The sequence below is a fragment of the Nakamurella flava genome (genome assembly GCF_005298075.1).
In the GTDB taxonomy this organism is placed as follows: domain Bacteria; phylum Actinomycetota; class Actinomycetes; order Mycobacteriales; family Nakamurellaceae; genus Nakamurella; species Nakamurella flava.
In genome coordinates this window covers 1,882,545-1,901,664 of the sequence record NZ_SZZH01000001.1, presented here as the reverse complement: position 1 = coordinate 1,901,664, position 19,120 = coordinate 1,882,545, and the positions used below count along the sequence as shown (strand labels likewise).

Annotated in this window: 17 protein-coding genes; 11 read left to right on the top strand and 6 right to left on the bottom strand. The window is 72.1% G+C overall.

Annotated features, from left to right (window positions below; genetic code table 11):
• Positions 1–31 precede the first annotated feature (31 nt).
• From FDO65_RS08535 to FDO65_RS22485, 3 genes are read left to right on the top strand one after another with little or no spacing between them, the layout of a single operon-like run.
• Positions 32–2,221: a bifunctional lysylphosphatidylglycerol flippase/synthetase MprF gene (locus tag FDO65_RS08535; RefSeq protein ID WP_205849858.1), complete on the top strand. Its 2,190-nt coding sequence runs from the start codon at positions 32–34 to the stop codon at positions 2,219–2,221.
• A gap of 29 nt (positions 2,222–2,250) precedes the next feature.
• A complete protein-coding gene (locus FDO65_RS08530; protein WP_137448896.1) occupies positions 2,251–3,324 on the top strand; it encodes a glycosyltransferase family protein in 1,074 nt (357 codons plus the stop codon).
• A complete protein-coding gene (locus tag FDO65_RS22485; protein WP_205849857.1) occupies positions 3,321–5,768 on the top strand; it encodes a glycosyltransferase family 2 protein in 2,448 nt (815 codons plus the stop codon). Before FDO65_RS08530 ends, FDO65_RS22485 begins: the two co-directional genes overlap by 4 nt.
• A gap of 22 nt (positions 5,769–5,790) precedes the next feature.
• On the opposite strand, the gene FDO65_RS08520 is transcribed toward FDO65_RS22485, so the two are convergent.
• From FDO65_RS08520 to FDO65_RS08505, 4 genes are read right to left on the bottom strand one after another with little or no spacing between them, the layout of a single operon-like run.
• On the bottom strand, positions 5,791–6,333 hold the full coding sequence (locus FDO65_RS08520) for a class I SAM-dependent methyltransferase (protein ID WP_137448895.1): 543 nt from the start codon (positions 6,331–6,333) through the stop codon (positions 5,791–5,793).
• Positions 6,324–7,484, bottom strand: coding sequence for a glycosyltransferase (locus FDO65_RS08515; protein WP_166442093.1), 1,161 nt, complete (start codon positions 7,482–7,484; stop codon positions 6,324–6,326). The genes FDO65_RS08520 and FDO65_RS08515 overlap by 10 nt, the downstream gene beginning before the upstream one ends.
• Positions 7,485–7,540: 56 nt before the next feature.
• Entirely contained in the window at positions 7,541–8,404 is an 864-nt protein-coding gene (locus tag FDO65_RS08510) for a glycosyltransferase family 2 protein (RefSeq protein ID WP_205849856.1), read from the bottom strand.
• A complete protein-coding gene (locus FDO65_RS08505; RefSeq protein ID WP_137448893.1) occupies positions 8,401–9,513 on the bottom strand; it encodes a glycosyltransferase in 1,113 nt (370 codons plus the stop codon). The genes FDO65_RS08510 and FDO65_RS08505 overlap by 4 nt, the downstream gene beginning before the upstream one ends.
• A gap of 41 nt (positions 9,514–9,554) precedes the next feature.
• Between FDO65_RS08505 and FDO65_RS08500 the strand changes: the two genes are divergently transcribed.
• The 3 genes from FDO65_RS08500 (at position 9,555) to FDO65_RS08490 (ending at position 12,494) form a co-directional block, all read left to right on the top strand.
• Positions 9,555–10,487: a WcbI family polysaccharide biosynthesis putative acetyltransferase gene (locus FDO65_RS08500; protein ID WP_137448892.1), complete on the top strand. Its 933-nt coding sequence runs from the start codon at positions 9,555–9,557 to the stop codon at positions 10,485–10,487.
• Positions 10,488–10,545: 58 nt separating this feature from the next.
• A complete protein-coding gene (locus FDO65_RS08495) occupies positions 10,546–11,592 on the top strand; it encodes an NAD(P)-dependent alcohol dehydrogenase (RefSeq protein ID WP_137448891.1) in 1,047 nt (348 codons plus the stop codon).
• Between the two features lie 182 nt (positions 11,593–11,774).
• On the top strand, positions 11,775–12,494 hold the full coding sequence (locus tag FDO65_RS08490; RefSeq protein WP_137449652.1) for a VIT1/CCC1 transporter family protein: 720 nt from the start codon (positions 11,775–11,777) through the stop codon (positions 12,492–12,494).
• On the opposite strand, the gene FDO65_RS08485 is transcribed toward FDO65_RS08490, so the two are convergent.
• Entirely contained in the window at positions 12,495–13,523 is a 1,029-nt protein-coding gene (locus FDO65_RS08485) for an NADP-dependent oxidoreductase (RefSeq protein ID WP_240757497.1), read from the bottom strand. It lies immediately after the preceding gene.
• 135 nt (positions 13,524–13,658) lie between these two features.
• On the opposite strand from FDO65_RS08485, the gene FDO65_RS08480 reads away from it, so the two are divergent.
• From FDO65_RS08480 to FDO65_RS08460, 5 genes are all read left to right on the top strand, one after another.
• On the top strand, positions 13,659–15,038 hold the full coding sequence (locus tag FDO65_RS08480; protein WP_166442092.1) for a glycosyltransferase 87 family protein: 1,380 nt from the start codon (positions 13,659–13,661) through the stop codon (positions 15,036–15,038).
• Entirely contained in the window at positions 15,031–15,870 is an 840-nt protein-coding gene (locus tag FDO65_RS08475; RefSeq protein ID WP_205849855.1) for an NUDIX domain-containing protein, read from the top strand. The genes FDO65_RS08480 and FDO65_RS08475 overlap by 8 nt, the downstream gene beginning before the upstream one ends.
• Positions 15,871–16,104: 234 nt before the next feature.
• Positions 16,105–17,058 carry a transporter substrate-binding domain-containing protein gene (locus FDO65_RS08470; protein ID WP_205849854.1) on the top strand — a complete coding sequence of 318 codons (954 nt, stop codon included), beginning with the start codon at positions 16,105–16,107 and terminating at the stop codon, positions 17,056–17,058.
• 104 nt (positions 17,059–17,162) lie between these two features.
• Positions 17,163–17,960, top strand: coding sequence for an amino acid ABC transporter permease (locus tag FDO65_RS08465; protein ID WP_137448888.1), 798 nt, complete (start codon positions 17,163–17,165; stop codon positions 17,958–17,960).
• Between the two features lie 10 nt (positions 17,961–17,970).
• A complete protein-coding gene (locus tag FDO65_RS08460; protein ID WP_137448887.1) occupies positions 17,971–18,858 on the top strand; it encodes an amino acid ABC transporter ATP-binding protein in 888 nt (295 codons plus the stop codon).
• Between the two features lie 27 nt (positions 18,859–18,885).
• On the opposite strand, the gene FDO65_RS22120 is transcribed toward FDO65_RS08460, so the two are convergent.
• On the bottom strand, positions 18,886–19,041 hold the full coding sequence (locus FDO65_RS22120) for a hypothetical protein (RefSeq protein WP_166442091.1): 156 nt from the start codon (positions 19,039–19,041) through the stop codon (positions 18,886–18,888).
• Positions 19,042–19,120: the final 79 nt, after the last annotated feature.

Sequence of the window (19,120 nt, the reverse complement as noted above, 5' to 3'; positions counted from 1 at the left end):
TTTCGGCCATCGGGCCGTTAGCGTTCCCCCGGTGGAGACCACTGTGACGCCTGGGACGACCCCGGGAACGACGTCGGAGCCGCCTGCACCGCAGACGCCAGCCGACGACGCCCCACCCGGTGCGCTGGCCCGGACCGGGGCGACGCTGGCCAGACTGGCTCGACGGGTGCCGTTCACGGCCACCTACGTCGTCATCACGCTGGCCCTGGCCATCGGGTTCGGCACTCTGTGGACGCCGGTCGACGAGAAATCGTTCTTCCCGACGGTCGGCTACGGGCTGCCGGCGTTGCAGGACGGCAACTGGCTGTCCCTGCTGTGGGGCTGCTTCTTCGCCCTGAACCCGATCTACTACATCTTCGTCGTCGGTTTCTTCGCCGTCCTCACCGGCTTCGCGGAATGGAAGCTCGGCACCCGGCGGACCGCACTGCTGTGCTTCGGTTACCAGATCGTCGCGGTCCTGGTCACCGCGTTGGTGTTCTACGTCTTCCGCAATTCCCAGTGGGAATGGGCGGCCACCCGGGCCACCGAGACGGACGTCGGGTTCTCGGCCGGCATGCTCGCCGTGCTCGGCATCGCCTCGGCCACCGTGCGCCCGCCGTGGCGGCTACGGCTGCGCATCGTCATCTGGACCTACGTGGTCTTCTCGATCATCTTCGTCGGGCAGATGGCCGACGCCGAACACTTCGTCGCCGTCGCCCTGAGTCTGCCGTTCTCCAGCCGGCTCGCCGGACCGCGTGCGCTCAAGGCACGGGCGCTGCCCACCCGTCACGAGATCCGGCTGATCGCCATGGTCGCCTTGATCGTGCTGGCCGTCGCCAACGTGCTGGCCAACTTCCTCCCGTCGCACCTGACGCCGTTCGGCATGACCGACGACGACGACTGGAGTTGGTACTACCTGCTGCCGTACCTGGTCATCGCGCTGCTCATCGCCAACGGCCTGCGCCGCGGCTACCGGTGGGCCTGGTGGGTCGCGGTGGTGGTCGCATCCATCCCGCTGCTCGCCGTCGCCGCCGTCTTCGCGCTGTTGCTCTTCCTGGAGATCGTCGGAGCGCTGGACGACCCGGACGCGCAGGTCGACGGCATTCCGGAACTCATCGCCGCGGCGGTCATCTTCGGCGGCTACCTGGCGATGCTCATCGCCGCCCGATCGGCGTTCAAGGTCCCCCGGAAATCGACCCGTCGGCAGGCCAGCGGCACCTCGCACCCCGAGATGGCCAGGCAACTGCTGCGGCAGTGGGGCGGCAGCCCCCTGTCGTGGATGACGACGTGGCCGGAGAACCGGCACTTCATCACCGCCGACGGACAGTCGTACCTGGCGTTCCGCAAACACGCCGGGGTGGCTGTCGTCCTCGGTGACCCCATCGGACCGCCCGGTTCTACGGCGCCCGCGATCGGCGAGTTCCTGACGATGTGCGAGCAGGCGTCGCTCATCCCGTACTTCTTCTCCTGCTCGCGCCTGACCTCCGACGTCACCGACGGGCTGGGCTGGCAGCACGTCCAGGTGGCCGAGGACAACCTCATCGACCTGCCGCCCCTGGAGTTCAAGGGCAAGAAGTGGCAGGACATCCGCACCGCGCTCAACAAGGGGGCCAAGGAGGGCATCACCTTCCGCATGGTCACCCTGTCCGACGAGCCGTGGGCGATGGTGCGCCAGGTCGAACACCTCTCGCAGCAGTGGCTGGGCGACAAGGAACTGCCCGAGATGGGCTTCACCCTCGGCGGGGTCACCGAGGCCCTCGACCCGGAGGTCAAGGTCGGCCTGGCCGTCGACGCCGACGGCAAGCTGCACGGCGTCACGTCCTGGATGCCGGTGTACGCCGAAGGCGGCGACATCGCCGGGTGGACCCTGGATCTGATGCGCCGGGCCGACGGCGGTTTCCGCAATGCGATGGAGTTCCTCATCGCCTCGTCCTGCCTGCATTTCAAGGCCCAGGGTGCGCAGTTCGTGTCGCTGTCCGGGGCGCCGCTGGCCCGCTCGGACGGCGAGGAGGAACACGGCTCGGCCATCGAGAAGTTCCTCGGCACCCTGGGCGAGACCCTGGAACCGGTCTACGGGTTCCGTTCGCTGCACGCGTTCAAGGCCAAGTTCCAGCCACGCCTGTCGCCGATGCTGATGACGTTCCGGGACGAGGGCGACCTGCCGCGCATCGGCATCGCCATCACCCGGGCGTACCTGCCGACCGCGTCCCTGCGCGACATGCTGGCCGTGGTCAAGCACTGACCGACCGGGCGGCGGGGTACAGCCCCAGCATGCCGTCCCGCACCACCGCCGCCGATTCGACCGCCGCCGGACCGACCGTGGGGCCCGTCGCGCCCACCGCCGGCCTGCGGGTCGTCACCGTGCCCGCCCGGCACCCCTACGTCGAGACCGTCCGCCCGGACGGGGTGCGTCCGGTCGCCATCGACCGGGTGCGCGGGTGGGAACCGGACCCGTACCTGGAAGCGGCGTCGGTCCCGCAGTGGGCCGGGAGCGCCGACCTGGTCCACCTGCACTTCGGATTCGACCATCTCGACCGCGCCGCGGCCGAGCGCTGGGCCGACGCCCTGGACACGGCGGGCGTCCCGCTGGTCCTCACCGCGCACGATCTGCGCAACCCGCATCACGTCGACCCGGCCCCCCACGCCGACGTGCTGGACGCGCTGTTCGCCCGGGCCGCCGCCGTCGTCACCCTCACCGACGGCGCGGCCGACGAGATCGCTTCCCGGTGGGGGCGCCGCGCCCAGGTCATCGCGCACCCCAGCCTGGTCGACGCCGACCGCACGGCGGACGTCGACACCGAGCCCGGTCTGGTGGCCCTGCATCTGAAGTCGTTGCGGCGCAATCTCATCGACCCGGTGGAACTGGTGACGGCGGCCGCTGCCGGTGCGGTCGCCGGGGGCGGCCGGTTGCGGGTCGACATGCATCCGGACGTCGTCGACGATCCCCGGCTCGCCGGCCTGCAGCCCGGTCCGGGCCTGGAGATCGCGGTCCACGACCGGTTCGACGACCTGGAACTGGAGCGGTACCTGCGACGGGCCCACGTCACCGTGCTGCCGCACCGGTGGGGCACTCACTCCGGGTGGTTGGAGCTGGCCCGGGATCTCGGCACCGCGGTCGTCGCCCCCAGCTGCGGTCACTACCGCGACCAGTGGGACCGTGTGCACCTCTTCGTCAACGACGAGCGCGCCGGGTTCGATCCGGCGTCCCTGTCGACGGCGGTCGCCCGGGCGGCGTCCGAGCCGCCGCCCGCCCCGGCCGACCGCGGCGCCCGGCTGGCCGAGGCCGCGACCATCCGAAGCCAGCACGCGGAGCTCTACGCGCGGCTCGTCGGAGCGGCCCGGTGAACCCGACCGCCTGGACCGATGCCACGCACGTCGTCGTCGGACCGGACGAGCACGGAGTCGTCCGCCACGCCGTCCAGGTCGCCCGGGCCTGCGGTCACCGGCTCGCACGCGGGACGACCGCGGCCGACATCGCCGACCTGCGCCCGGAGACGGGCACGCTCGTGCACCTGCCGTTCACCGACCGCCTGTTCGGCGATCTCGCACCCAACAGTGCCGCCGCCTTCGCCGCCCTGGTCGACCCGTGGCGGGAACGCGGCGTCGCCCTGTCGGTGACGCTGCACGATCTGCCCGACGGCACCGGTGACCCCGGCCGGGACCGTCGGCGCCGGTCGGCCTACCGGGAGGTGGTCCGGCGGGCCGACGGCGTGGTCGTGAACTCGTGGCGCGAACTCGCGCTGCTCGACACTCTGCTGGCCGGCGCCCCCGACGGCACCGAGGAACCCGTCCAGCCGGGCCCCCGCAGCATCCGCTGCATCCCGCTGCCCATGGAGCGGGCGGGCGACCCGGCGGACGGGGCCGCCCCGCCCGACGGGCTGGCGGGGGCGGTCGCCGTGCTCGGCTTCGTCTTCCCCGACCGCGGCTACGAGCACACCATCGACGAACTGCCACCCGGGGTCGATCTGGTCGCGCTCGGCCGGCCGCCCGCCGGGCACGAGGACCTGCCAGCCGCCCTGGGTGAGCGGGCGGCCGCGGCCGGCCACCGCCTGCAGGTCACCGGTTTCGTCCCCGACCGCGACCTCGCCGCCGCCCTGGCCGCGGCTGCGGTGCCGGTGGCCCCGAATCGGCGGGTCGCCGCTTCCGCGTCCATCAGCACCTGGAACGCGCACGGCCGGCGACCGTTGGTCCCCGACTCGCCGTACGCCCGCGAGCTGGAACAGCGCACCCCCGGCTGCGTCCGCCTCTACGACGCCGATCGGCCGGGGGCGTTGCGGGCCGAGATCGCCGCCGCCCTGGCCGATCCCGCCCGGACGCGGCTGCCGGCCGACGCCGTCCCCCCGCCGTCGACGGTCGAGGTCACGGCGTTCTACCACCGGCACTTCGCCGGGTGTGCGGCACCTGCGCCGGTCACGGTGACGACGACCGGGGGAGCGTCGGTGACCGCGCTACCGGGCAATCGGTGGGACCTGCTGGCCGGAGTCGAGCCGGTCGAGCCGCCCACGGTCAGTGTGGTCGTCCCGTACTTCCAGGCCCAGGCGGGGCTGGACCAGGTGCTGGCGGCATTGACCGTCACCACCCATCCGCGGACGCGGGTGCAGGTGGTGGTGGCCGACGACGGCAGCGACCGACCGCCCTCCCTGGATGTGCTGGACGGCTCCGGCATCTCCGGGCGGGTGGTGCGCCAGGACCGGGACGGGTTCCGGGCCGCGGCCGCCCGCAACCGGGGCGCCGCTGCCGCGGACGGCGAGATCCTGGTGTTCCTCGACGGTGACACCGTTCCCGAACCGGACTATCTGACCCGGCTGACCCGGCTGCCCGCTCTCTGCCCGGACGCGCTCACCGTCGGCCGCCGCCGGCACGCCGACCTGGACGGCTGGACCCCCGCCGCCATCACCGACTGGTTGCTGGGCCTCGGTCCGGCTCCTCGTGAGCTCACCGAGCCGCAGTGGCTGCTCGATCTGTATGCCGCCAGCGCCGACCTGCGGCACGTCGACCGCCGCAGCTACCGCGCCGTCATCTCGGCGGTGCTGGCGGTGCCGCGGGACCTGTTCCGTGCGATCGGCGGCTTCGACGAGTCGTTCCGCGGCTACGGCGGCGAGGACTGGGAGCTCACCCACCGGGCCTACACCGCCGGTGCCGTCCTGGCCCACGTGCGGGACGCGGTCGCCTGGCACGACGGGCCCGACTGGGCCGACCGTCCGGAGCCGGACCGCCGGGCGGCGAAGAACGCCGAGACCCTCGTCCTGGCCGAGCGTCTGCCCGATCCGGAGGCCCGGGGCGGCGGCCAGTGGGCGCGGCCGGCGGTGGTCGTGGAGCTGGCGTTCAGCGACCCGGTCGAGGTGCTGGCCACCGCCCGGGCGGCGTTCGCCGGGGACGCCGACGTCGGGGTCTGGCTGGTCGCCATGGACGAGGCATCGATCCAGGCCGCCGTCGAGACAGCCGGTCGGCTGGGCGATCCGCGCGTCCAGGCCGGCCCGGTGCCGGCGGACGTCGCGGCCAGTGCGCTGGCGGTGCTGACTCTGCACGCCCCGGCGCGGATCACCGGGGTCATGGATCTCCTCGACCGCGCGTACCGTGAGGGTCCGCTGCAGCTGCCGACCGGCCGACTGGTGCCGGCCCGGGCCCAGGCCCGGAGCCGACGATGGGCCGACCGGCTGGCCCTGGACGTGGAGCTGGTGACCGCCCGGCTGTTCGGCGGCCGCGACCGTCCCGATCCCCGGCCGACGCGTCCGGTCGATCTGGCGCACGAACTGAAGTACGTCGGCCAGGAACCGGCCGGGCGGTGACCGCCCGGCCGTCAGGGCCCGGTCAGGCGGCGGATTCGACCGTCCCGCCACCGTCGGTCCGCCGCTCGTAGACGCCGACCTCGGTGCCCCGCCACGACTCGCCGATCCCCGGGAAGGTCGCGAGAACCCTGTCGTGGTCCCAGTCGTCGACCACGTGGTGCTCGTGCGGGTTGCCCTCGATGTGCCCCTGCGGGTAGTGCACGATCGGGATCGACAGGTAGACCGCGCGGCGGGCCGCCGCCGCGGCCCGTTCCCACAGCCGGAGCGCGTCGGGTTCGCTCATGTGCTCGGCGACGTCCCCGAGGACGACGACGTCGACGGTGGGGAACTCCACTTCCCGGGCGTCCCCGACGATGACCTCGTCGTAGTACTCCTTGAGCCGGTAGGTGTGGACGTAGGGCTCCCAGATCTCGATACCGGTGATGTGCGCCAGGTTCGGCCCGGCCAGCAGCTTGGCGTAGGTGCCCACTCCGGGACCGATGTCCAGGACGGTGATCGGGTCCTCGGACAGCTGCTGGATGCGCTCCCGCGTCCAGTCTTTGCCCTCGGCGGAACTCATCGGCATGGGGACTCCTTCTCCCGGTCGGTGGTGCGCTCGTGGGACCGGGACGGCGCGGAGACCGGAACCGGTATCAGATCACTGTCGACAGTGGCGATCTCGGCCAGGACCTGCTCGTAGGCCGAGACCATGGCGGTCTTGGAGAAGCCGGCCACGGACGCGGCCACCGCCCGGCGGTCCAGTTCCGCGGCCCGCGGCAGGGCGGCGGCGAGATCGACCGCGGTGCACCCGGCGGCGATGACACCCCCTCGGCGGCCGACGATTTCGGCGACCGCGCCCTGGGGCAGGACCGCGGCCGGGGTGCCGCCGGCCAGGGCCTCGACGAGCGCCAACCCGAACGGCTCCGGCCACATGGGCGTGAAGAGGTACACCGAACCCGACTGCAGGAAGGCGGGCAGTTCGGTGTGCCGCAGATGGCCGACGTACCGGATCTTCTCGTCCAGCCGCGGCGCGATCTGTTCGGCGAAATACACCGGGTCGGCGACCGGACCGCTGATCGACAGGCTCCACCCGGCCAACTGGGCTGCCTCGATGGCCAGTACCAGGCCCTTCTCCGGAGTGATACGACCGGACCAGACCGCGTGCTGGGGCCGGGCGGTGACGTCCGGCCGCGGGGCCCAGCGGGCCAGGTCGATGCCGTTGGTGATGCAGCGGACGTCGGGCAGCCACCGGGCCCAGTCGCGGCTGGTGGTCCGCGACACCCCGGCCCAGACGTGCCGGTGCCCCGGTCGCCAGTCGGTGGCCGCGATGACCTCGACGACCCGTTCCAGCGAGGCGGGGGTGTGCAGCGCCGTCAGCATCGGCCGATCGGCCAGGTGCAGGTACGGGACCTTGGACAGCGAATTGTTCAGGACGACGTCGACCTCGTCCTCGACCTCATGGATGGCCTCGAGCAGGGCGGCGTCAGCCATCATCTCCGACCGGTCGATGGTCTCGCCCGGCAGCGGGCCGTAGTGAAAACCGGCCGGGACGATCGGCCGCAGCCGGGCGGCGGTGACGCTGCCCTCCTTGGCGAGCAGGGTCACGTCATGACCGCGGCGGGTCAGTTCGTCGGCCAGCAGGGCGGTGTGCGCCTCCAGACCACCCTGGAACGGTTCGGCGATGGCGTGGCGGAAATGGCCCAGGATCGCGATGCGTAACGGGGGGACGGTCGCCATCGATCGCGCGATGGGCCGGTGACCCGGCTGATCGATGAATCCCGCCGTCGGCCACATCATGTTCGCTCCCATCCATGGATCGCAGTGCCATCGGCCGGTCCGCCGACCGCCGTGGTCGGCCGGACGAGGCCCATCTCGGCGAATTGTCGCAACCAGCCCTCCATCGGCCAGAATCCCCATCGCCGGGCGAAAAGCTCACCGTTGCGCAGGATGTCGTCGAGGTGACGCACCGGCGGCGACCCGCTGGGGTGCCACTGGTGGTAGGCCTCGGCCCCGCCCACCCAGGTCAGTCCGACACCGACCCGGTCGGCCCGGAACGCGAAATCGGTGTCCTCGGCGCCGTATCCCTCGAAGTCCTCGTCGAATCCACCGACCCGGTCCCAGATCTCGGGTCGCACGGCGAACGAGAGCGACCAGAACAACCGGGGGTCGTCGCCCCGGATCTCGGCGCCGGGCGCCGGGATCGGTCGGCCGGGATGGCCGGGATGATCGGCCAGCCGGTCGAGGTCGTAGCCCTCCGGTGGGGGTGGCGGCAGGTAGGCCACGACGCCGGCGAGCAGATCGTCGCGGCGGGCGCCGGCGGCGGATCGCCGATAGGCGGCCAGGGTGCCCGGCCCCGGCAGGCAGTCGACGTCGAGGAAGACCAGGAGTTCGGCGCCCGCGGTCCGGGCGGCGGCGGCCCCGGCGTTCCGACCGGCCCCGACGGCCAGGCCGTGGTCGCCGCGTGGTCCGTCCACCACGGTCGTCGACGGACCGGCCCCGGCGGACTGCAGGACGTCCGCGATCCCGGGATCGTCGAGGGCGACCACCACCCGGATGTCGGCCGGGTCGGGCAGGGCCTGCAGGACCTGCTGCTGGCGGTGCAGATGTTCGTGTCGACCGTGGGCCGTGGTGATGACGGCCGTCCGCAGCGTCGTCATGCGATCCGGGCGTCGTGGTCGTGGCCGTCTCCGTCGACGACCGACCACCTCCCGCCGGGCGTCGTGGTCGACCCGGCGGGGCTGGACACCGCACCGATGAGCGCCGCGGCGCGGTCGGCGCCCTGGCCGTCGTTCCAGCGGACCCAGTCCGCCCCGTCCAGCCGCGCAGCCCGGGTCAGCACCTGCGCCCAGTCCTCGGCAGCCGGCCACGCATCCAGCACGACGGCGGGCAGGTCGAGCTCCCGCAGGGCCCGTGCGGTCGCCCACTGTTCGTCGAAGGGACGGGCGGACGGCACCAGCACCGCCGGCCGGCGGCTGGCCGCGATCTCGGCCACCGCGTTCTGTCCGCAGTGGCTCACCACCACCTCGGCGGTGCTCAGCCGGGACCAAGGATCCTCGACCCAGTGGCCCGCCCCGGCCAGGTACTCCAGCGACCAGTCCGGGGTGACGGCGTCGGCAGCGGCGACGAGTTCGGCGGACAACGCCGTCGGATCGGACGCCGCGGCTCCGGTGCCGTTGAGCACCACGACGCTGCCCGGTCGGACGTCGACCGGGCCGTCGGCCGGGGCGAACCGGCTGATCGCGCCGACCGCGACGAGGCGATCCTCCGGGGTGCCACCGTGCAACCAGCGGCTGGCCGCGGCCGGCCAGGGTCCGACGATCAGATCGCTGACGCCGTAACCGATCTCGTGGGCCTCGTCATGCCGGAACCCTGGCATTCCCATGGAGACGACCGGAACGCCGTGCAGGCGGGCGAGCAGGGCGACCTCGACGGACACATCCACCACCAGCACCCGCGGAGCGGTGGCGGCGATCCAGGACGAGATGGTGGCCGCCCGCGCCCGCAACCCGGGGTGACCGGTCGGGACGTAGTGCAGACGCCCGAACGCCGACGGATTGTGTTGCGGTCCGGCGACCGGCTCGGCGTCATCGGCCAGGTGGACCCACGGCCCGAACCAGCCGGCCGGACGGGTCCGGCTCGACAGTCCGGTGACCACCGACCCGTGGGCGCGAGCGACCGCCCGGGCGATGGTGCCGGCCCGGTGCAGGTGCCCATGCCCGTGGTGGTGGATGTAGTAGCCGCTCACCGTGAAGAGGTGTCCCGGCATCGGCGGGACCAAACCTCCACCCGGGGGGCTACGGTCCGCTCATGGATCGTCATCCGCTGCCATTGCCGTCCGGGGGTCGACCGGTGCTGGTCTGGGGCAACTGCCAGGCCGCCCCGACCGCCGACCTGCTGCGCGCCCCGCTGGCCGCCGCGGGGTGCGAGATCGTGGACGTGCCACCGGTTTTCCTGGCCGACGCCGACGACGTGCAGCGGGTCCGCGAATTGCTCGCGGACGCGGCCGCACTGGTCAGCCAACCCATCCGTGACGAGTACGCCACACCCGGGTGCGGCACCCGCCAGCTGGCCGCGCTGCTGCCCGCCGATGCGCGCCTGGTCACGTTCCCGGTCGCCTTCGACACCCGGGCGTTCCCTTACCAGGTCAACGCCCACGACGGCGACGGACACCGGGTGACCGCGCCGATGACCGACTACCACGATCTGCGCATCCTGGACGCGGCTGCGCGCGGCTGGTCGGTCGACCAGACGGTGGACCGGTGGCCGCAGCCATCGGCCGAGGCCGTACTCCGCACCACCGCCGCGTCCCGGGCCGAGCTGCGCCGTCGCGAGCACGACATCGACGTCCCCGTCAGCGATCTCCTCGACGAACTGGGACCGGACGCGCTGTTCACCATCACCCACCCGACGAACGCCCTGCTGGCCGCCCAGGCCCGCCGCATCCTCGCCGCGCTCGGACTGCCCGACGGGCCCGACGCCTTCGCCGTCCCCGACCGCGAGTACCTGGGGGAGCGGCGGGCCCCGCTGGAACCGGCGGTGGCCGCCGCCCTCGACTGGCCGGCGGACCCCGACCGGGCCGAGTGGATCTTCCGGGGCGAGCGTCTGCCGCTGCGCGACGTGGTAGCCGCGCATCTGGAGCGCTACGCCGCCCATCCCGACGTCGTCGCCGACTCGATCCGCCGGCACGCCGATCGTCGGGCCCTCATCGGTCTGCCGACACCGGACCGGCCGACCGCCTGACGACAGCGTCACGCCGATCGGTCGTTCGACGACTGCCCCGCGGGGGCACTGGGGGGGCATGACAACCACCGTCACCGCACTGGCCGCTCCGTCCGCCGGGGCGCCCTTCGAGACCATCAGCATCGAGCGCCGCGATCTGCGTCCGGACGACGTCCGCATCGCCATCGAGTTCGCCGGCATCTGCCACTCCGACATCCACCAGGTCCGCGAGGAATGGGGACCGATGGAGTTCCCCCTCGTCCCCGGGCACGAGATCGTCGGCACCGTCGCGGAGATCGGCGACGAGGTCACCCGCTTCGCCGTCGGCGACCGGGTGGGCGTCGGCTGCTTCGTCAACTCCTGCCTGGAGTGCGAGGCCTGCAAGGACGGCGAGGAGCAGTTCTGCGACCAGGGGGTCGTGCAGACCTACGGCGACCACGACAAGGACGGCGCCACCACCTACGGCGGCTACAGCCAGGGCGTCGTCGTCCGTGAGCATTTCGTGCTGCGCATCCCCGACGGGCTCGACCCGGCCGCGGCCACCCCGCTGCTCTGCGCCGGCATCACCACCTACAACCCCCTGCAGCGCTACGGCGCCGGTCCGGGCAAGCAGGTCGGCGTCATCGGTATGGGCGGCCTCGGGCACGTCGCCGTCAAGATCGCGGCCGCCATGGGCGCCGAGGTCAGCGTCCTGAGCCGGACCGCGGCCAAGGAGGAGGACGGCCGCAAGTTCGGCGCCGACCACTACTACGCCACCGAGGACGAGAAGGTCTTCGAGGAGCTGGCCGGGCACTTCGACCTCATCGTCAACACCGTGTCCGCCGACCTGCCGCTGGACGACTACCTGGGCCTGCTCGGCCGGGGCGGGACGCTCGTCAATGTCGGGGCGCCGTCGAAGCCCCAACAGGTCGGGGTGTTCTCGCTGCTGACCAAGCGGCGGGCCTTCGCCGGTTCCATGGTCGGCGGGCTGCCGCAGACCCAGGAGATGCTCGACTTCTGCGCCGAGCACGGCGTGACGGCCACCGTCGAGGTCATCGACGCCCAGGACGCCACCGCGTACTACGACAAGGTGGTCGACGGCGACGTCCGCTACCGGGCGGTCATCGACGTCAGCACCATCGGCTGAGTCATCCACCCCGGGTGCGGGGCCGCCGGTCACGGCGGCCCCGTCCGCGTATCCGGGGCCTCTTTGCGCAGGTCAGGGCAGCCTTTGCTAGCTGGCGGGAAGCGGTCGCGGTCGGTCATGCTGGTCCGGTGAGCGCTCCTGAGCACCCGGCGGTCCCCGATACCCCGACTGTCCCCAAGACCGTGGCCGACCCGGCCACCGACGGTCCCGCCCATCCGCACGAACCCCACGACCCCGGCCTGGCCGGCCGGCTGAACTGGCTGCGCGCCGGTGTGCTGGGCGCCAACGACGGCATCGTCTCGACCGCGGCGATCGTGCTCGGCTTCGCCGGGGCGACCAGCGACCGCAGCGCCATCGTGCTCGCCGGGCTGGTCGGTCTGGCCGCTGGGGCCATGTCCATGGCCGCCGGTGAGTACGTCTCGGTGTCCACCCAGCGCGACACCGAGAAGGCCGTCCTGGACCTCGAACGCCGCGAGCTCGCGGAGATGCCGGAGGAGGAGCTCGACGAGCTCGCCGCCATCTACGAGGGCAAGGGCCTGAGTCCGGAACTGGCGCGGCAGGTGGCCGTGCAGCTCACCGAGCACGACGCCCTCGGTGCCCACGCCGAGGCCGAGCTGGGCCTGGACCCGGACGAGCTCACCTCGCCGTGGCACGCGGCGTTCGCGAGCTTCGTCGCGTTCGTCTGCGGGGCGGCGATCCCGCTGCTCGGCGCGGCGTTCGCACCGAGCAGCTGGGTCACCGTCATCGCCGTGGCCGTCGCGCTGGCCATCACCGGCGCACTGTCCGCCCGTCTGGGCAAGGCGCCGGTCGGCCGGGCCGTCGTCCGGAACGTCGCCGGCGGTCTCCTCGCCATGGGCGTCACCCATCTTTTGGGCGGCCTCGCCGGCGGGGTCATCGGATGATCAGGACTGGCTGACGCGGACCACCATCTTGCCGGTGTTGCCGCCGCGCATCATCGACAGGAACGCATCGACGGCGTTCTCCAGCCCGTCGACCACCGTCTCGTCGTAGGCGATCTTCCCGGCGGCGAACAGCGGGGTCACCCACTGCTGGAAGTCGGCGGCCCGGTGCAGGTGGTCACCGAGGGTGAACCCGCGCAGGGTGAGGCTGCGGGTGATGAGGTTCGACATGTTGTCCGGGCCCGGGGTGCGTTCGGTCGAGTTGTAGCCGGCGATCGCGCCACACAGAGCGACCCGTCCGTGCCGGTTGAGCACGTCCAGGGCGGCCGTCAGGTGGTCGCCACCGACATTGTCGAAGTACACGTCGACGCCGTCCGGCGCCACGGTCGGCAGCTGCTCGCGGACGGGGGCGTCCCGGTAGTTGAAGGCGGCGTCGAAGCCGTACTCGTCGGTGAGCCGGGCGACCTTGTCCGCCGATCCGGCCGACCCGACGACCCGGGCCGCGCCCAGGAGCCGGGCGAACTGGCCGGCCGCGCTGCCGACCGCGCCGGCCGCCCCGGACACGAAGACGGTGTCGCCGTCCTTCACCGGCGCGATGTCGGTCAACCCGACGTAGGCGGTCAGGCCAGTCATGCCCAGGATGCCCAGCCGCACCGACAACGGCACACCGGGGATCTCCGGGACCACCTGGAAGCCGCGGGCGTCCTCCTGGACGACGTCCCTCCACCCGAACTGGTGCGAGACCACACTGCCCACCGGCACCGTGTCCGCCGTCGACTCGACGACCCGCCCGATCGCCCCGCCGGTCATCGTCTCGCCGAGCGCGAACGGCGGGACGTAGCTCTTCACGTCGTTCATCCGGCCGCGCATGTACGGGTCGACCGAGACGAACTCGTTGACCACCCGCACCTGGCCCGGCTCCAGGGGGCCGTACTCGACGGTCACCGTCCGGAAGTCGTCGGGGGTCGGCCAGCCCTCCGGGCGGGCGACGAGCTGGATCTGCGTGCTGATGGCGGTGTGGTCGACGGACACGGTGCGGACCTCTCTGGAGAACCTGGACGGCATCCGGGTGGGATGCCTGGCAGGCCGGCGCGGTGGGCCGGCCCCTGGGCGCAACCCGATGAGCCCCGCGGGTGTTCCCGCCCCAGGACTCCCGAGCTGCCTACGATGGCCGCCACCGGGCAGGACCGGTCGCGCCGGTCCGGCCGACCACCACCGGACGACGGATGGAAGGCGGTGCCCCGCACGATGGTCCGGGCGATGCGGTCCCTGGTGGCCTCGACCTGGGCGCCGTGGGCGCTGCTGGCGGTCAGTCTGATCCTGCACGTGGTCGTCACCCTGCTGGGGTCGGACGCCTTCAACATGGTGGACCTCAAGGTCTACTACGACGGAGCCGGCCACCTGTTCGACGGCACCCTGTACGACTTCTTCTCCGAGCCGCTGCACCTGCCGTTCACCTATCCGACGTTCTCGGCGCTCATCTTCACGCCGATGGTCTGGATCCCGTGGACGGTGCTGCGGGTGCTGTGGCAGGCGGCGTCCTTCGGGGCGATCGGTCTCATGGCGTATTCGACGCTCAAGCTGCTCGGCCGGGCCGGTCCCGGTGCCCCCCACCCGGTCAGGCACCTGCGCGGCATCGTCGTCACGGTCATCGCCCTCGGGCTCTGGCTGGAGCCGGTACGGACGACGTTCAACTACGGCCAGATCAATCTGTTCCTCGCGGCGCTGTTGCTGACCGGCGCGGCGGCGGCCGGCCCGCCGGCCGTCCCGGGCGATCCGATGATCGACCCGAAAACCACCCGGCGCGGGGACTTCTGGGGTGGTCTGAGCGTCGGGCTGGCCGCCGGGGTCAAGCTGACGCCGGCCCTGTCGGGTCTGTACTACCTGCTGCAACGCCGGTGGTGGGCGGTGTTCTGGTCGGTGGCGACGTTCGTCGCCACCGTCGCGGTCGGCTGGATCGCCGCGCCGTCCGAGACCGTCCGCTTCTTCACGTCGCTGATGTTCGACCCGGCCCGCACCGGTCCCATCTGGTCGGCCATCAACCAGTCGTTGCGCGGGGCGCTGTCCCGGGTGCAGGGGCAGGACCGGGTCGGAGTGTGGCTGGTGTGCGCGGCCCTGGCCTTCGTCCTGGGCCTGTGGTGCGCGTGGCGGTCGTTGCGGGCCGGCGACCGGACCGCGGCGTTCCTGGCGGTGCAGATCACTGCGCTGCTTATCTCGCCGATCTCGTGGTCGCACCACTGGGTGTGGGTGCTGCCGCTGCTGCTGTGGTGCCTGTTCGGCCCCCGGCAGCGGTCGGCCGCGGCGCGCTGGCTGGCGATCGCCTGGACGGTCGCGACCTGCAGCTACGTCGTGAGCATCCTCATCGCCCAGCAGTACGAGGACCAGCCGGCGTCGCGTCCGCTGTGGCAGTCGGCGCTCGGCGTCGTCTATCCGCTGCTGGGACTCGTCACCCTCGCCGTACTGGCCCGGCTGGCCGGTCGGCCGGTCACCGACGGCCCGGTGCCCATCGGGCGCGGGCAGCGGGCGGTGGACCCGGGGCGTGGCTGAGCGCGGCAACACCGTGACGGTCGGGACGGTGCTCGCCGTCTCGCCGGGCCGGGTGACCACCGTGGTGGGGGAGCGGAGCCTCTGGGTGCGGGCGGCCACCGCGCGGGGTGCCGTCGTCGACGTTCACCCCGCAGTCACCGGGCCGGTGGCCGACGGCGACCTGATGCGGTTGCGGCGACGCGGACGGAGCTCGCGGCCGGGGGCCCGGTCGCTCGTCCTGCGCGCCGACCGGCCCCATCCGTCCGGTCCGCCGTCCTGGACGGTCCTTACCGGTCCGGGGCCCGTGCACCGGATCGACGTGTCCGTCGGGCCGGCGGGTGCGGGCACCCGGGTGACCGTCGCCATCGCCACGACGGGCCGGCTGTGGCTGGGCTCCGACCGCCGGCGGCTCACGGCCACCGCGCGCCTGCTGCTCGGTCTGATCGACAGCACCGCCCGAGCCCCCCGGCTGGTGGTCGCCGCCGCCATCACCCGTACCGGTCCGGGCCGCGCGGAGCTGCTGGTCGGTCGTTGCCGGTCGGGCGAGTGGGAGCTGCCGGGCGGCAAGGTCGAGCCCCGCGAGTCCGAGGCCGAGGCACTACGTCGCGAGATCGACGAGGAACTCGGGGTCCGGATCGTGGTGGGTGGCCGGGTCGGCGAACCGGTCGATCTCGGCGACGGTCTCCAGCTGCGGGCGCTGGCCGCCCACCTCGAGGACGGCGAGCCGGATCCGCAGGCCCGGGAACACACCGCACTGCGCTGGATCGCGGCCGACGAACTCCAAGCTTTGCCGTGGCGGGCGGCCGATCGCGACTGGGTCCCGGCCCTGACGGAAATGTTGACCGTCACCTGACCCGGCGCCCGGTTCGGTCACCGAGGGCGACCGGACGTCACCGACTCGGGTTGTCAGGTCACGATCGGACAACGGACGCCGGTGAACGACCGTGAACGGCAGGTGTGTCATGCGGTCGTCACGCCCCACGTGGCAGCATGGCCCGATGCTGTCGCCGGGCCGGGTCCACCGTCCCGGTCCGCAGCCCAGCCCTGTTCGATCACCCGCCGCTTCCTGGGGAGTGCTGTGACTGTTGTGAGATCCCATCCGCGTCCGGCCCGTGCCGTCCGTTCCGTCGCCCTCGCCGCCGGCCTCGCCGGCGTCCTGGTGCTCTCCGCCTGCGGCGGTGGCTCCAGCAGCGGAAGCGGTGCCACGACCACGGCCGCGCCGTCCTCGGCGGCCTCCTCCAGCGGGGCCTCCTCCAGCGGCGCCTCCTCGAGCGGCTCGTCGGCCCCCGGCACCGGGAGCACGACCGCCAGCCAGTCCGACATCGACGCCGCCAAGGCCGCGCTCATCGCGTCGGGCACGCTGACCACCTGCACCCACCTGCCCTACGCACCGTTCCAGTCGAACGACGACGACGGCAACACCGTCGGCTTCGACGTCGACATGATCGACCTGGTCGCCAAGGAACTGGGCGTCAAGCAGGCCATCGTCGACACCCCGTTCGAGGGGATCAAGTCCGGTCAGGACCTGTCCTCCGGCAAGTGCGACATCGCCGCCGCGGGTATGACGATCACCCCGGACCGGGAGAAGGTCATCCTGTTCTCCGAGCCGTACTTCGACGCCACCCAGGCGCTGCTGGTGCGGTCGGACGAGTCCGTGACCTCGCTGGCCGACCTCAAGGGCAAGAAGCTCGGCGCCCAGTCGTCGACCACCGGTCTGGACTACGCCAACGCGCAGGCCGCGGCGAACGGCTACGAGATCGTCGAGTACCAGGACCTGGCGTCCGAGCAGCAGGCGCTGGTCACCAACCAGATCGACGGGGCCATCAACGACCTGCCGGTGTGGTCGGAGTTCGTCAAGGAACAGCCCGACAAGACCAAGATCGTCGCCCAGTTCGACACGGGCGAGCAGTACGGGTTCGGGATGAAGCTCGGGAACACCGCGCTGAAGAGCGTCGCCGACGCGGCCATCAACAAGGCCAAGGCCGATGGCACGTACGACCAGCTGTACACCAAGTGGATCGGCCAGGCGCCGACCAGCTGATCCGAGTTCCCTGACCGACCGGCGCGCGGGCGGCCCTCACCAGACCCCCGCCGCCGGTCGGTTTCTCTTGTCCCGCAACGACGGTCCTGTCTGAGGAGACCCGCGTGGCCCTGACCCGCCGGCAACGCACCCGCGCAATCCGTGGTGTGCAGTACGCGGTCTTCGTGCTCATCCTGGTGTTCATCGCGTTCGCGGCCGACTGGGGAAGGTTCGCTGACGCGTTCCTGAATGTTGACGTCGCCGCCCGCATGTTCCCCCGGGTGCTCACGGTGGCCCTGGTGAACACGTTGCTCTACACCGTGCTGTCGTTCATCTTCGGGCTGGTGGTGGGCCTGATCATCGCCCTGATGCGACTGTCGTCCGTCGGCCCCTACCGCTGGGTCGCGACCGCTTACGTCGAACTGTTCCGCGGGCTGCCCGCCCTGCTGGTGCTGTTCATGGTCGCCTACGGCATCCCGAACGCGTTCCCGACGTTCGAGTTCCCCGGCGGCTTCCTCGGGCAGGTCACCGTCGGCCTCGGGTTGACCGCCGCGGCGTACATGTCCGAGACGCTGCGCGCCGGTATCCAGGCCGTCCCCAAGGGGCAGGTGGAGGCGGCGCGCACCCTGGGCATGAGCCCGGGGCGCACGATGATCACCATCGTGCTGCCGCAGGCGTTCCGGGTGGTCATCCCGCCATTGACCAACGAGATCGTCCTGCTCACCAAGGACTCGTCGCTGGTCTACGTCCTCGGCGTCACGACGGCGCAGTACGAACTGACCAAGTTCAGCCAGGACTTCCTCAACAAGGCCGTCAGCCCGACCCCGCTGGTCGTCGGCGGCCTGCTGTACCTCTGCATCACCCTGCCGCTGTCGCAGCTGGTGCGACGGCTCGAAGTGCGTCACGCCCGGGCCAAGGGCTGAGGAGGTCACGGTGTCCGCATCTGTCAGCGCCCGCCCCGGTGGGTCGGATCGTCCGGCCATCTCCATCCAGGGTCTGGTGAAATCGTTCGGACCCATCGAGGTCCTGAAGAAGATCAACCTCGACGTGCACGCGGGTGAGGTCGTCTGTGTCATCGGCCCGTCCGGGTCCGGCAAGTCGACCCTGCTGCGCTGCGTCAACCTGCTCGAGGAGCCGACCGGGGGCAAGATCTTCGTCGGCCCCGACGAGATGACCGACCCCGACGTCGACATCGACAAGGTCCGCCGCCGCATCGGCATGGTCTTCCAGCAGTTCAATCTCTTCCCGCACCTCACGGTCCTGAAGAACCTGACCGTCGCCCAGATCAAGGTGCTCAAGCGGTCGAAGGGCGAGGCGGAGAAGATCGCCCGCGAGAACCTGGAACGGGTGGGTCTGGCCCACCGCGAGGACGCCTTCCCGGCGCAGCTGTCCGGCGGTCAGCAGCAGCGCGTGGCGATCGCCCGGTCGCTGTCGATGTCGCCCGAGCTGATGCTGTTCGACGAGCCCACCTCGGCCCTGGATCCCGAACTGGTCGGCGAGGTGCTCGCCGTCATGAAGGGGCTGGCGTCCGAGGGCATGACGATGATGGTCGTCACCCACGAGATGGCCTTCGCCCGGGATGTCGCCGACCGCGTCGTGTTCATGGACGGCGGGTACGTGGTCGAGGAGGGACCGGCCGAGCAGGTCATCGGCAATCCGCAGCACGAACGCACCCAGGCGTTCCTGGCCCGGGTGCTCAACCCGACGGCGGTGCAGGAGGGCGACGAGTTCGCCGCCCCGCCGACCGGGGAGATCGATGCGCCCGTGCTCCCGGAGACAGCCCTCGATCCCTACCGTGGGGGCCACGGCGGGGTCATCTGACCGCCTGGACGGCCCCTGAGTCCGAGGTCAGTGCGGGTCCGGCCGGGCCCGTTCGCGGTCCGCGAACTCCTCCTCCGGCCGCGGCGGGACGGTTTCGTCCGCCTCGAGAACCTCGAGCGGGGGAGCGGTCTCGCCGGCCGGGCCGTGGGTGGCATCGGCCGGGGTGGGATGGGCGTCGTCCATCGGCCCACCGTAGAGCCGGTCGGTCCGATCAGCGCGTCGGACGGGCGGCCGGCCCGTCAGCGACCGCCCGTCCCGCGCC